Genomic DNA, 13318 nt, shown 5'->3' with positions numbered 1-13318 from the left:
AGGCACTGCCGGCACCACAGGGAGGAGCGACCGATGCCCACCTTGCTGTCGGTGAACGTCGGCATGCCGAAAGACGTGCCGTGGCCGGGCAGGACCGTCCACACCGGCGTGCGCGACGACGACTTCGGCTACGGCTACGGCTACGGCTACGGCTACGGCTACGGCTACGGCCAGTTCGGGGAGAACCTCACCGTCGGCGAACTGCCCGACGACGAGGTCTGCATCGGCGACCGCCACCGCATCGGCGAGGCCGAGTTCGAAGTCACCCAGCCGCGGGTCATCTGCTACCGCGTCGCCCTGCGCCTCGGTGAACCTGAGTTGCCCGTGCCGCTCGTCAGCCACCACCGACCTGGCTTCCACATGCGGGTCGTCCAAGAGAGCCACATCCAGGCCGGCGACCAGATCGTGAAGGCCAGGACCGGTCCCGGCGCGTTGAGCGTGACCGACACCGACGCGCTGCTGCACCTCCCTGACCGTGACCCTGCGAAGCTGCGCCTCGCCCTGCAGGTTCCTGTCCTTGGTCCAGGTTGGCAGGGCTCGTTCCGCGAACTGCTCGCCGCTGCCGACAGCTCAGGCACTGCCACCGGCCCAGTCTGGAACGGCTTCCGCGCGTTGCGCGTGGCCGACGTCATCACCGAGAGCACGACGGTCACCTCGCTCCACCTCGCCGCGCCCGACGGGACCCGCCTCCCGGCTGCCCGCGCGGGTCAGTACCCGACGCCGCGGATCTCCGGCGCAGGTCGGCCCGCCCCGGTGCGCAGCTGCTCCCTGTCCTCGGTGCCTGATGCCGGCTACTACCGGATCAGCGTCCAACACGAGCCGCACGGCACCGCGAGCAGCTGCCTGACCACGAAACTCCGGCCGGGCGTGATCCTCGAAGTCACCGCCCCTCGCGGCGACTTCGTCCTCACCGAGGGCACCGGCCCGGTTCACCTCATCTCCGCCGGTACCGGCCTCACGCCGGTGCCGGCCATGTCGCGCGAACTTGCCGCCCGGGGCAGCAACCGCGAGGTCTGGTGGATCCACGGTGCCCGCGGGCCTCGGGAACATCCGCTGGCCGCCGAAGCACATGCCCTGCTCGCCTCACTGCGGCACGCCCGCGAGCACGTCTTCTACAGCGCGGCCACACCCGAGGAACGGCGGCCGGGTACGACGCCTTCTGTACGTGGTAGCTGCCGGTGCGGGTCAGCCCGCTGTCGACGAGCCTGGACCTGTGCGACTGGGTGAACAGCGGCCTGATGACGATGTTCTTCCTGATCGTCGGTCTGGAGGCGCGACGCGAGTTCGACTTCGGCGAACTGCGGAACCGCCGACGTCTTTCACAGCACGGTGCCCCTTGCTGCCGTACGTCTTTGGCTCCGCTCCCGACACCCCGAACACCTGGTGTGCTGCCATGCGCGACGACACGCCTGATGAAACGTGCCGTATCCATGGGTGCGGCGCCTTGGATTCTGAGGGTCCGGGCCACACAGCACGGGCGTGTGCGGCCGTTCCATCGGGGCCGACTGCCACGCCGATCAGGTTGCCGGTCGGCCGAGCAGCGAGCGAGGCCGCGAGTCCAGGATCGCCTCGGCCTCGTCGCTGATCGCGCGGACCACATCAGCGGCCGGGCGCACGCCATCGACGAAGGCAGCGGACTGGCCGTAGATGATCTCACCCGTGTCGGGGTCGGGCGGTGCCCCGAAGGGGTTGGCACCTTCCGCAGGCCTGAATTCCTCCGCGCGATCCCGCAGTGTTGATGCGCGCTCCGACCACTCGTCGGTGAACCGGTTGCGGCGGACGCGTTCGCCGATACCGGTCGGCCACGGCAGTCCTGACACGATGTCGTAGGCCCGTGTCCACACGGTGTCGCCCCCGTCGCTCTCGACGATCAGGCGCTTGTGGAGGTCGTGCACCTCGACCGCCTCGGGTGTGGCAAGGAATGCCGTGCCCAGCCAGGCACCGTCCGCGCCGGCGGTGAGGACGGCAGCGAGCGTTCGTCCGTCCCCAATGCCGCCTGCGGCCAGCACCGGGACATCGGGGTACCTCCGCACGATCCCGGTCAGAAACGGCAGCAGGCCCATCGTCCCGGTGTGACCGCCGGCTTCATTGCCCTGCGCCACGAGGACGTCGACGCCTGCGGCAACCGCCGCCTCGGCGTCCTTGTAGTTCTGGACCTGGCACATCACCCGGGCTCCCGCGTCCTTGGCCCGGGCAAGCCACGGCCGGGGATCGGCGAACGACAATGCGACGACGTCCGGCCGCTCCTCCAGCGTGGCGTCGAACAGCGGCTCGGTGAAAGGGAGGAACGGCGTAATGAACCCGACCGCGAACGGCCGGTCCGTCGTGGCACGGATGGTGGCGATCTCCGCACGGATCCAGTCGGGCCCTTTCCAGGGATGCGTACCCCCGAAACAGCCGAGCCCTCCGGCGGCGGAGACCGCGGCAGCGAGTGTCCCGCCGCTGTGCAGGGCCATGGGGGCCGACATCACCGGATGGGCAAGCCCGAACATATCGGTGAATCTCGTCTGCAACATAAACGAACACTAGCGGATCGATGAAACACCGACGGGCGGCATGTCAAAAGGGCCGTTGAATGTCTGAATCGAATGCGACCCATCGGACACGCCCTAGTACATCACTGGGAGGGCGAGCAGCCCCCGGGATCGCATCGACGGTCGCCATCGGAGTTCCTTCTCCGGTACGGCAAGTGCGAGTCGCGGGAGGCGGTCGAGGAGCGCAGTCAGCGCGGTCTCGATCTCCAGTCGGGCCAGAGGTGCGCCAAGGCAGTAGTGGATGCCGTGGCCAAGGGCGAGGTGACCGGTCGTGTCACGGCCGATGTCGAGCCGGTCGGGATCAGTGAAACGGCGCGGATCGCGGTGGGCGGCCCGACCGGAACGGTCTGCCCCTGTCACTGGGCATCTCCGCCGCCAACACCCATGACAGCGTCGGCCTGCAGCCGCTCGTGCGTGGCATACCGCCCATCCGCTCCCGTCGTGGCCCTCGCCGACGTCGGCCCGCCGACGAGCGTTACGACTACGACTACCTACGCCGATGGCTCCGACAGCGCGGCATCCGCCAGCGCATCGCCCGCAAAGGTATCGAGTCCTTCAAACGACTGGGCCGACACGGCTGGGTAGTCGAGAGAACCGTGTCCTGGCTGGCCGGCTGCCGACGCCTGCATCGCCGCTACGAACGCAAGCCCGAGCATTTCCTCGGCTTCGTAACGACGGCCGCCGCCCTCGTCGCCCACCGCCGCCTCAGCGGACGAAGCAAGGTCTGACGCGCGGTGCTTGCAGCCAGGATCATGCTTCACTCTCCAGCCCTAAACAGGGCAATCATCAATCCCGTGAATATTACGGCCGAAACCATGCTAAGAGCGATATAAATGATCCTGGACCACCGCTCAGGACTCACTGAGCTCCCCCTCCCTGGACAACCAAGTCCGGTAACCCTAGGGCCGCGTCAGTCCAGACGTACAGGCGCCTCGCCATAAGAAGCGGCGTCCGAGCTGACGCTCGCAAACTCTGCTGGGCTTCGTGGCCTTGGGTGGGTTCGACGGCTGTACTCGCCATGTCACTGCATGTTCTGCACATGTGGGTGGTCGTAGGAAGCCGTGCACACGTACAGCTGCAGGCTGTACCCGCGGCCGATGTTGAGCTGCGTCGCATTGGCCGGGCCGAGGAAGTGCAGGCCGACGTAGCCGGCGTCTTCGACTGGTCGCCAGCTCCTGCTGCCGCCGTCCCACTCGCTGCCGTCGATGGTGAGCAGCGGACGAACGTCCGAGCCGCACTCGGGGCAGACCATGGGGAACGGGTCGGAGAAGCTCCACGGAGCGTGGCCGCCGACCTTGCAGCCTGGGGAGACACCGAGGTCGTACTGGTAGTCGAAGTCCCGTTGCTCCTCCCAAGCCTCGATCCGCTCCGCCAGTTCCTCGGGCAGCTCGTGCGGGGCTGGGTACTCGGTGAACGTCTCGGGGTGCAGCACGCAAGGTTCGGGCAGGTAGTCGTCGTTGCCGATCACCGACGCCTGCGGAGCAGCGCCGAGCGGGTCGGTGACATCGGCGGTGGTCCGCCAACGCAGTTCGGTCCGGGGCAGATAGTCCTCGTCGTGGTCGAACGGGCACCACAGTAGCTGCAGCAGATCAGCACCCTCCGGGCATGGCAGACCAGGCACGTCCGCAGCGTAGAGCTGGGCCACCGGCACCATCGGGACCGCGCCGTCCTGAGGGATCCGCGAGCTCTTGCTGATGCGGTCGACTGTCGCGCGTTCTTCCGCGCTCAGCAGGTCGGCGCCTTCCTCCCTGGGCCGACGCCACGCCTCGGCCAGAATCCGTCGCCGCAGCCGTACGTCCTCGGGCGCGACCCCATCCTGCCGAGGGCCGCCGTGCTCCGGGCAGGTGGGCCAGGGTTCCCGTGTCGGCCACAGCAGCGGGCCGCCGATCGAACTGTCCGCCGCCGCCGGGGCGCCGGTGCGGGGGTGCAGCCGTACGGCGCTGCGGGCCAGTGGTGCGAGTTCGGGGAAGTACACGGTGACATCGACCGGGCGGGGCGGAGTGGTGCGGAGCATGCACGAGAGGCTATGCCTGACCGGTCACCTCGTCATGGACGAATCCGGGAAACGGTACAACCCGCCTTGTCGAGATTGAGACTCAAGCTCAGCGCCTGTCACAAAGCGGTCGCCGGCTACGTGGACTGGCAGGCGACGCCTTGGGAGCACGGGTAATGGCGGACCTCGTGTCGGTGGAACAGAAACTGCCTGGTGAGGTGGTGGCGGCTGTTGCAAGGATGACGGCATGAGAGCCGAGACCGCATACCGCGGTGATATGGGCAAGCACTTCGCCACCCTCGCTACGGACCACACGTATAACGCACATACCGATCGGCCGGCCATGCTGAGGCTGGCCGGTGACGTAACCGGATTACGAGTTTTGGATCTTGGATGTGGGGCCGGTCACTACGCCGCCGAGTTACTGAAGTCGGGGCCGTGCAGGTCGTCGGTGTCGACGGGAGCGAGACCCTGCTGCGTGCGGCGCAGGAGCGGCTGGGCGACGGTGCCGTCTTGCATCAGCATGATCTGGAGGAGCCGCTGGCCTTCCTTCCGGACCAGTCGTTCGACCTGGCCGTCATGGCCCTCGTCTATCACCACATCGACGCACGCGGACAACTACTCGCCGAGATCCGGCGCATACTGCGGCCAGGCGGCACCCTGCTCGTGTCCACCACACACCCCACCGGCGACTGGACCTACTTCGGCGATTCCTACTTCACCGATGAGCGGGTTGAGCTGCCCATCGGCGAGGGGTTCGCCATCAGCTACTGGCGGATGACGCTGGAACAGTTCCTCGGTGAGCTTCTCGGCGCCGGGTTCGTGCTGGAAAGGCTGGTGGAACCGCGGGCCACAGAGGCAGCTCGGCTGGTTGACCCACGTCGCTATGACAAGACCCACAGCCAGCCGTCCTTCCTGGCTGTGCGGCTCCGCTGCCCGTAAGAAGCCGTGGGCTGCTCACGGTTGAGGGCCGCGATGCCAGGCAGCGGTTGTGCTGCGGCCGCGGTGGCCCGCTGATGCCGTGGGCGAAGTCGACGGCGGTGTTCTGTTCGTCGGACTGCCGCTCGCGCCGATGGCGCCGGGTGCTGCACTCGCCGCTGCGGTGCGCTCTTGCCGATGGCCGAAGGCCGCCGGATGGCGCCAAGTGCCGAGGGCAGGAGGTGAGTTGGCGGTACGGATGCCTGCGATGGTCGGCAGTGTGACCCGGCAGCGGTACGACGAGCTGGTCAAGTCGAGGCGCGACCGAGTCGCCACGATGAGTGGGGCCCAAAGGCGGATCGGCGGCGCAGCGCCGGGGATCGAACCGACTCCACGGTACGCGACTACCGGTGGGGGCCTCGCGCCGGCCGAGGGAGCGCCGGCGCTCGGACGTCTCGCACACGATCCACAAGGTCCTGGAGCCCGCGTGGCGAGGAGCCCAGGTGGACGCACGACAGCGCGCGGCGGGTGGTGGTCGTGGGGGGGGAAGGTCGACTACCCGGAGAGCGTCCAGGAATAGGTGGAAGGGATCCACCACCTGGCCACCGATGACGCGGTCGCCGCCGTGGTCGCCGCCGTGGCGACCACCGAATTCCTGCGCCGTCCGGCGGTCACGCCACCGCGCGCCGAATCGTGCCGGAGCTGCCCGGCGAGCTCTACGGCGACGACCAACACGAGACGATCGGGCATGGTGGTCCTGCCCGTGTACGCGCCGCCTTCTCCGAACCAAGAACGCGTTAAACGCGCTCAACGCGCTCAACGCGTTACTGGACGGACGACGATTTCCTGCACTCGTCGCAAGGACGGGCCGCAGGCCGTCGCACTGTTGCCGTCACCGTTCGCCGTGCGGCTTGCGGCAGATCATGATCTCGGTCGGCGGAAGGTGCTCCGCGAAGCGGTTGCCGGGTGACGCCTGCCGCAGCACCGCGCGCAGTTCCCGCTCGAAGTCCTCCAGTCGGTCACCGAAGAGGTGAGGGGCGGAGCTCGAGCAGGAGAACACCCACGCCACGACATCGTCCGCGGTGCGGTCGACCACTTCCCCGGCCGGAACGACATGCCGTTCGAAGTTCTCGAAACCGGCGCGTGCCAGGACGAGGTCCTCCCGGTTCGGTGTGCCGTTGACGAGCGTTCCCTGCCCCGCTCGGCGTACCGGTCCCAGATATCGACGCACCAGGTCGCCGATCTGCGCGTACGGGGGCGCGGGCCGCGGTAGCGGTAGCGGCGTCGGTTCGGCGGGCGGATTCTTGAGGTCGCTCATGTGGACGAACGCCCCTCCCGGCTCCAGCATCTTGAGCACGGTGGCGGCGACACGGTCACGATCCGTCCAGTGGAAGGACTGGGCGAAAACCACGACTCGGAACTCACCCAGACCGGCCGGCAGGTCCTCGGCGCGGGCAGCCACCCAACGCGCATTGGTCACCCCGCGATGTCTGGCCTGCCGGTCGGCCTCGGCCAGCATGTCCTCATCCGGGTCAACGCCGACCACCTCGGCGAAAAACCGCGCCATGGGCAGCAGTACGATGCCCGGCCCGCAGCCGACGTCGAGGAGTCGGCCACGGCCGTCCATGCCGAGGACCGTGGTCAGTGTTTCGGCGAAGCCCGGGGCGTACGGCAGCCGACCGCGCTCGTAGTACGCCGCACTTCCCTGGAACAACGTGCTGTCCCACTGCCATCCATCAGGCATGTCAATCCCACTTCATGAGTTGGCGAAGCCGCCGCCAGCTCCGAGCGCCTCGGCGTCCAGTCGGCTGAGCATCGGGTCCTCACCGAAACAGCGCTTTCGTGTCGAACTGCGACGACAACGATGCGCCGCACGCCAGACGCCTGGCGCCAAACGCCCTGTGTCCTGTGTCCTGTGTCCTGTGCCCTGTGTCCGAAGATCCCGTCCCGCTTGCGCGACATCCTGACCCGCCTCCGAGCGGCATACCGAGACGGACGCCCTGCCGACCGTAGACCGCTGACCGTCTCTTCGGGAGGGAAATACATAGGCCGCGCCCATACGGCGCATCGATTTTGGGTCGTGGACTCCTGATCTGTGGCCCGGTTCACCATGGCCCAACGCCGGCGCGGACCGATCGGGCTCGGTGTCGCCACGACCACCTCCCTGGACAGCACCGCCGTCGTCGCGGGCCCGGACGGGCTGACCAGCCCCGGCGAACCGGTCTTCGTCGCCCGTGTAAACGCCCATGCCGAGGACGACGGCTACCTGGTCTCCCTGCGCTGTCACCGCTCCACCGACCTGACCGAACTACTGATCCACGACGCCGGCCGCGCCCTTCCACCAAGTCCTCTCGACCGCCTCGTGCCCGTGTGCCCCCAACTCCTCGGCACCGCAACCACCGCCGATGAGACGGCAGTTGGCGGGGCGGGCCGCGGACTCCCGTCGCCCGCCCCGCCCCGCCCCGCGCCGTCGCCCGCGATCAGTACGCGGAGGTCCGGCCCTCGTAGATTCGCGCTCCGCTGTCCCACATACCCCTGGCGTAGGAAGTGACGTTGATGTCGTTGACCATCTTGGTGTAGCAGCCCGTGCCCGTGGTCGGCACGGCGCAGGTGTACTCGCGACCGTCGGAGTTGCGGTGGACAGTGGCATACGGGGTGAACTGGTCGAGGGTGTCGTAGTTCGCATGGGAGATACGCGCCCAGGCCGCCCGGCAGCTCGGGCTGTAGCGCAGTTCCACGTACGCCTGGCCGAGCCACACCCCGCCCACCGGGGAAGTCGCGTCGCCCGCGCAGTACTGGTTGGGGTCCTTGCCCTCGCAGGTCGACCCGTAGCATCCGGCGGCAGGAGCGGCACTGGCGGGGGTGGCGATGGCGGTGCCCGCCCCCGCCATGATCAGAACGGACACGGACGCGGCCCAGCGCCGAAGGTTGTTCATGTCTCTCCTTGGTGGTCTCTTCCGACGACCGTGCGTCGACTCATCACGGCCGTTTGAGCTGTGGGGCGCGAAGGCGGCCGGTCGGCGCGGCGCGAGGACGCGGCGGGGGTCCCTGCTGAACCCCGTACAGCAGGGACCCCCGGCAACCGGTGCGCCGGCCGCCCGATGGCTCGGTTGCTCGCTTGCTCGGTTGCTCGGTTGCTCGGAGCACCGACAGAGGCAAGGTGTCGGGAGAAGGAGTCGGCTCAGCCCGTACTGCCGCACCACCACGTCATCGCCTTGCCGCAGACGGGATGCCTCCATGTGCTCTCCCCTCCCCCGCGTGGTGGGCGGACGGACGCGCCGTCAGAAACACCCGTGGCAGAGCGGTTCTTGCGCCGAATCGCCTGACGACCTGCAAGGCGAGGTTCTACGGTGAACCTTGCGAAAACCTTGTGAAGGTCGGCGATCCGTCGGTCGTGATGCAGTCACCGGAGGGCCTGTGGAATCCCCGCTTCAGTGCGGTCGGCGATCAACGCCGACACCGTTCGGGCGGTACGGAGCCGGGTCGTGTGAGGCCCGGTGAGACTTCACTTACTCGGTCCCCTGGAACTGTGGGTCGCGGGGCGGGGCTTCGATGTGGGACAGCCGCGTCGGAGAGCGGTCCTCGCGGCCCTGGCTGCCGACGCGGGACGGCCCGTCTCGGTGGACGCCCTGGTCGACCGTGTCTGGGACACAGCCCCTCCCGACGGGGCACGGTCGGTCCTCTACTCCCACATCAGCCGGCTACGGCGGCTCCTCGACGAGGCCGCGTCCAGTGCCACGTCCACGGGCACGTCCACGGCCACGTCCGCGGACGACGGCCGGGAAGCAGGAGAGCCGACGATCCGCATCAGCAGAGCCTCCGGTGGATACGTCCTGGAAGCGGACGAGGACGCGGTCGATCTCCTGCGCTTCCGCGCGCTCGTCGCGCAGGGACGTGAGCGGCTCTCCGACATACAGCGCGCCCGCGTCCTGGAGGAAGCGCTGCGGCTGTGGCGCGGTGTGCCGCTGCCCGGACTGCCGGGAGCGTGGGCCGAGCGTATGCGGACCAGTTGGACCCAGGAGCGTGTCGAGGCGGCGCTCTCCTGGGCCGAGGCCTCGCTGCGGCAGGGAAGGGCGGAGGAGGTATCGGGTCTCCTCCGGCCCCTGATGGATGAGCACCCACTGTCCGAGGCCCTGGCCGGGATGCTGATCCGCAGTCTGTCCGCCTGCGGGAGAACGGCGGAGGCGGTGCACACGTACACCGAGGTACGACGGCATCTGTCCGACGAGCTGGGCGTTGCTCCGGGTGGCGAACTACGGTCGGCCTACGAGGAGTTGCTTCGCGCAACAGCGACGGAGAGGCCCCCGGCAGAACAGCCCGCACCTGTGACGGTCACCGCGCCCACGCCGGTCCCCGCCCAACTTCCCATGGAGGTCCGGGCCTTCACCGGCAGGAAGGACCAACTCTCCGACCTGACCCGGCATCTGATCGCCGCGGAGGATGCCGAGGATGCGAGGGATGCGGAAGTCACCGAAGATGCGGTACGTGCGGAAGGTGCCGACCGGACAGCCGCGGTGGTCGTATCCGCCGTCTCAGGCACCGCGGGCGTCGGCAAGACCGCGCTGGCCGTCCGCTGGGCCCATCAGGTGCGGGACGCCTTCCCCGACGGGCAGCTCTATGTCGACCTCAGGGGCTACAGCCCGGAGGAACCGGTGTCCGCGGCCCAGGCGCTCGCCGGGTTCCTCACCGCTCTGGGCGTTCCGGGGCAGGACATTCCCCTGCGGCTCGACGACCGGGCCGCGCGCTACCGCACCGCCGTCGACGGACGGCGACTGCTCGTTCTGCTCGACAATGCGGCGTCCACGGCCCAGGTCAGACCGCTGCTGCCGGGCAGTGCGACCTGCAGGGTCCTGATCACGAGCCGGGACTCCCTGGCGTCCCTGGTGTCGATGCACGGAGCGCACCGGGTGATCCTCGACGTCCTCCACCCGGACGACGCGCAGGCTCTGCTGCGCGCACTGATCGGACCGCGTGTCGACGCCGAGCACACCGCGGCCGCGGACCTGGCCGAGCAGTGCGGGCGCCTGCCGCTGGCTCTGCGGGTGGCGGCCGAGCTCGTACTGTCCCGCCCCGTCGAGCCCCTGGCCGTCCTGGTGGCCGAACTGAGGGACCACCGCAGACGCCTGGACCTGCTGGAATCCGGCGACAGAGATCCCAGGGCCGCCGTACGCGCCGTCTTCTCCTGGTCGTACGAGCGCCTCCCCGACCTGCCCGCACGCCTGTTCAGGCTCCTGGGTCTGCACCCCGGACCCGATGTCGACGCCCACTCCGCCGCCGCCCTGGCCGGCGAGTCCGTGGACCGCACCCGGCGCGCGCTCGACGTCCTGGCCCGTGCACACCTGCTGCACCGGACCGGCCCTGGCCGCCACGGCATGCACGACCTGCTGCGCGCCTACGCCGGTGAACTCGCCGGCCGGCACGACACTGCGGCGGACCGGGATGCCGCCATGACCCGCCTGCTCGACCACTGTCTGGCGGCGTCCGCGGCGGCCATGGACACCCTGTACCCCGCCGAACGGCATCTTCGTCCCGCCGTCGACGTACCCGCAGCCGGTCTGCCGCCACTGCGGACGGCCGAGGAGTGCCGCGGCTGGCTGCGCGCCGCGCAGCCCACCCTGGTGACACTCTGCTCCCGGACCGAGGAGCCCGGGCCCTCCGGGCACACCGTACGGCTGGCCACCACGCTCCACCGCCACTACGAGCGGTCCGGGCACTACGCCGACGCTCTCACCATCCACACACACGCTCTCCGTGCGGCCCGCTCGGTGGCGGACAGCCACGGTGAGGCCGACATCCTCGCCTGTCTCGGGGCGGTCCACCGGCGGCTCGGGGACTACGACAGCGCCCACCGGCACCACGAGACCGCCCTCGCGCTGTGCCGCCGTATCGGGTACCAGGCCGGCGAGGCCCGCCATCTGACCAACGTGGGCGTGCTGCACGAGCTCCGGGGTCAGTACCGTGAGGCCGCCGAGCAGCACGAGCGGGCGGCCGAGCTGTTCCGCATGGCCGGTGACGTGCCCGGTGAGGCGGACGTACTGAACAACCTGGGCATCGTGCACGAGTTGCTCGACGACTACCAGGCGTCGATCGAGTACTACCGGCGGGCGCTGGACCTGTACCGGGCGACGGACCACCAGGTCGGCGAGGCCAGCACCCTCGGCAATCTGGGCATCGTACTGGCCCGGCTGGGCGACCACACGTCCGCAGCCGGGCACTTCGAGCGCGCGCTCGCCCTGTTCCGGCGCCTCGGGTACACCGGCGGAGAAGCGCATGCGCTGTCCGGCCTGGGCAACGCGCTGTGCGGTCTCGGCCGGTACGACGAGGCAGCCACGCACCAGCACCAGGCATTGGACCTCTTCCGGCGGACCGGTGAGCGCTACGGCGAGGCCGGTGCGCTCAACGGCCTGGGCGAAGCTCTCCGCGGCAGCGGGCGGCATGCCGAGGCGATCGACGCGCATGCCTCGGCACTTGAGGTGGCGCGCGGAATCGAGGAGCGGGAGGAACAGGCCCGCGCCCACCTCGGTACGGCGCTCGTCCGGCAGGCGCTGCGGGACCAGGCCCGGGCCGTGCACCACCTTGAGCAAGCCCTGTCCCTGTACACGGCACTCGGCTCTCCGCGGGTGGACGAGGTGCGCAAGACACTCCTGATCATGAAGTCCGGGCCTGCTGCCGGGGGCGTGTAGGGGGCCGGCTGAGATGGCTGGGCCGTCCTGTGCCCCTGAGCGGAACCGGAGCGGGATGCAATGCGTTCTCGTCCGTGAGCGCGTCGGGGCGGCCCGGCTGCCCGCCGCCGAGAGGAACGAGACCGACGTGACGAGTGACAAGGCGCGGAAACTGTTCGATGCGCTCGACCTCGACGAGAACGGGACCCTGACCCGCGAAGAGGTGATCACCGCCTTGCGGACGAAGGGCCCGTCCCTGGCCGCCTCGGGGGACCTGCCGTTCTGGGGTGTGGGGGACGCCGACGCCTCCTCCGCGCTGTTCGACGCCGCCGACCAGAACGGGGACTCGGTACTGACCTTGGAGGAGTTCGCGGCGGTGGTGGACCGCCGTTTCGGCTGGCGCTGAGAACGGACCGCCGCCCTTCGGTGAGTGTGGTGAGTGCTGCGTCCGGTCGTGGCCGGCGAAGTGACCACCGACAAGTGATCGACGGGGCCCTGGCCATGGCGTGTCACCTGGCCAAGGCGTGTCATGGGGCGGGCAACGCTCACGGTTGGCAGAGGCTGCCCAGCACGTCGACGGCGAAGCCGCGCCGGCCGACTTCATCGGCGCCGATGACACCGCCCTCGAACTCGTCGAAGACTTCAACGACCTGGCAATCCTGCTGAGTCTGGAGTTCGACGCCGAGGCGGTCCGCCGGCGGGCTGTCGCCGACGGCCACCCGCCAGGTGCGGAACCCTGCGCCCAGCCGCGTGACACCCGTTCTGTCCCCGTTCCTCTCCCTCTCCATGCCCATGCCCATGTCCCTGGGGGTGGCGGAATCGCTGCCCACGTGCACGCGCCGGTACAGGAGCGCGTGGAAGACCTGACCAGTTCGCAAGCACTGCCCTGAACCGCTCTGTTCGGGGTACTCGCCTCCTCACTGACTGCCGGGGCGCATCACAGGGCCCCGGTAAGGAGAAGGGCAGAGGAGAAGGGCAGGCGCTACGGCACGAGCGGCGGACTGTTCGAGGGCCCCGGTGGCCAAGTTCTTGAAGCCATCGGACGGCGAGGCGCTCAGAGCCATACCCGAAACCCCTGGGCCCGACGATCTTACGAATGACCGTCTGCGACCCACGCTCGAAAGGTGGGACACGCAACTCAGACGGCGCCGCCCGCGCCGGAGCAGACAATCGAAAACGTGAAGGCCGACGTGGCCGAGATCAAGAGGAGT

Annotated in this window: 10 protein-coding genes and 4 pseudogenes; 8 read left to right on the top strand and 6 right to left on the bottom strand. The window is 69.2% G+C overall.

Going from position 1 to position 13318, the window contains the following annotated elements; genetic code table 11:
• Positions 1-33: 33 nt before the first annotated feature.
• Together RV986_RS51870 and RV986_RS51865 are read left to right on the top strand one after the other, a co-directional pair.
• A complete protein-coding gene (locus RV986_RS51870) occupies positions 34-1227 on the top strand; it encodes an MOSC domain-containing protein (RefSeq protein ID WP_475924065.1) in 1194 nt (397 codons plus the stop codon).
• A pseudogene (locus tag RV986_RS51865) lies at positions 1200-1322 on the top strand (Na+/H+ antiporter NhaA); the annotation flags it as partial. The gene RV986_RS51870 and the pseudogene RV986_RS51865, both read left to right, overlap by 28 nt.
• A gap of 195 nt (positions 1323-1517) precedes the next feature.
• Here the strand turns inward: RV986_RS51865 and RV986_RS51860 are convergent.
• Positions 1518-2516 (bottom strand): NAD(P)H-dependent flavin oxidoreductase, encoded by a 999-nt coding sequence (locus RV986_RS51860; protein WP_475924064.1) that lies wholly within the window; start codon positions 2514-2516, stop codon positions 1518-1520.
• Positions 2517-2609: 93 nt separating this feature from the next.
• A pseudogene (locus RV986_RS51855) lies at positions 2610-2867 on the bottom strand (cytochrome P450); the annotation flags it as partial.
• Here RV986_RS51855 and RV986_RS51850 point away from each other — a divergent pair.
• Positions 2843-3262 (top strand): annotated as a pseudogene (locus RV986_RS51850) (transposase); the annotation flags it as partial. The pseudogenes RV986_RS51855 and RV986_RS51850 sit on opposite strands and share 25 nt — an antisense overlap.
• A 293-nt stretch (positions 3263-3555) precedes the next feature.
• Here the strand turns inward: RV986_RS51850 and RV986_RS51845 are convergent.
• Positions 3556-4548, bottom strand: coding sequence for a hypothetical protein (locus tag RV986_RS51845; protein ID WP_475924063.1), 993 nt, complete (start codon positions 4546-4548; stop codon positions 3556-3558).
• A gap of 417 nt (positions 4549-4965) precedes the next feature.
• Here RV986_RS51845 and RV986_RS51840 point away from each other — a divergent pair, with 417 nt between their 5' ends.
• On the top strand, positions 4966-5469 hold the full coding sequence (locus RV986_RS51840) for a class I SAM-dependent methyltransferase (RefSeq protein WP_475924062.1): 504 nt from the start codon (positions 4966-4968) through the stop codon (positions 5467-5469).
• Positions 5470-6000: 531 nt separating this feature from the next.
• Here RV986_RS51840 and RV986_RS51835 read toward each other — a convergent pair.
• Entirely contained in the window at positions 6001-6195 is a 195-nt protein-coding gene (locus RV986_RS51835; protein ID WP_475924061.1) for a hypothetical protein, read from the bottom strand.
• A gap of 142 nt (positions 6196-6337) precedes the next feature.
• On the bottom strand, positions 6338-7189 hold the full coding sequence (locus tag RV986_RS51830; protein WP_475924060.1) for a class I SAM-dependent methyltransferase: 852 nt from the start codon (positions 7187-7189) through the stop codon (positions 6338-6340).
• Positions 7190-7555: 366 nt separating this feature from the next.
• Here RV986_RS51830 and RV986_RS51825 point away from each other — a divergent pair, with 366 nt between their 5' ends.
• Complete coding sequence (locus RV986_RS51825) at positions 7556-7996, top strand: carotenoid oxygenase family protein (RefSeq protein ID WP_475924713.1); 441 nt, start codon at positions 7556-7558, stop codon at positions 7994-7996.
• On the opposite strand, the gene RV986_RS51820 is transcribed toward RV986_RS51825, so the two are convergent.
• A complete protein-coding gene (locus RV986_RS51820; protein ID WP_475924059.1) occupies positions 7926-8381 on the bottom strand; it encodes a DUF2690 domain-containing protein in 456 nt (151 codons plus the stop codon). The two genes, RV986_RS51825 and RV986_RS51820, sit on opposite strands and share 71 nt — an antisense overlap.
• A gap of 561 nt (positions 8382-8942) precedes the next feature.
• Here RV986_RS51820 and RV986_RS51815 point away from each other — a divergent pair.
• The 3 genes and pseudogenes from RV986_RS51815 to RV986_RS51805 all read left to right on the top strand — a co-directional run.
• Positions 8943-12128: an AfsR/SARP family transcriptional regulator gene (locus RV986_RS51815; protein WP_475924058.1), complete on the top strand. Its 3186-nt coding sequence runs from the start codon at positions 8943-8945 to the stop codon at positions 12126-12128.
• A gap of 127 nt (positions 12129-12255) precedes the next feature.
• On the top strand, positions 12256-12513 hold the full coding sequence (locus RV986_RS51810) for an EF-hand domain-containing protein (protein ID WP_475924712.1): 258 nt from the start codon (positions 12256-12258) through the stop codon (positions 12511-12513).
• 241 nt (positions 12514-12754) lie between these two features.
• A pseudogene (locus RV986_RS51805) lies at positions 12755-12997 on the top strand (hypothetical protein); the annotation flags it as partial.
• Positions 12998-13318: the final 321 nt, after the last annotated feature.

Source organism: Streptomyces sp. RLA012 (genome assembly GCF_056270325.1).
The sequence above is the reverse complement of the archived record's forward strand: the minus strand, read 5'-3'. Positions and strand labels throughout refer to the sequence as shown.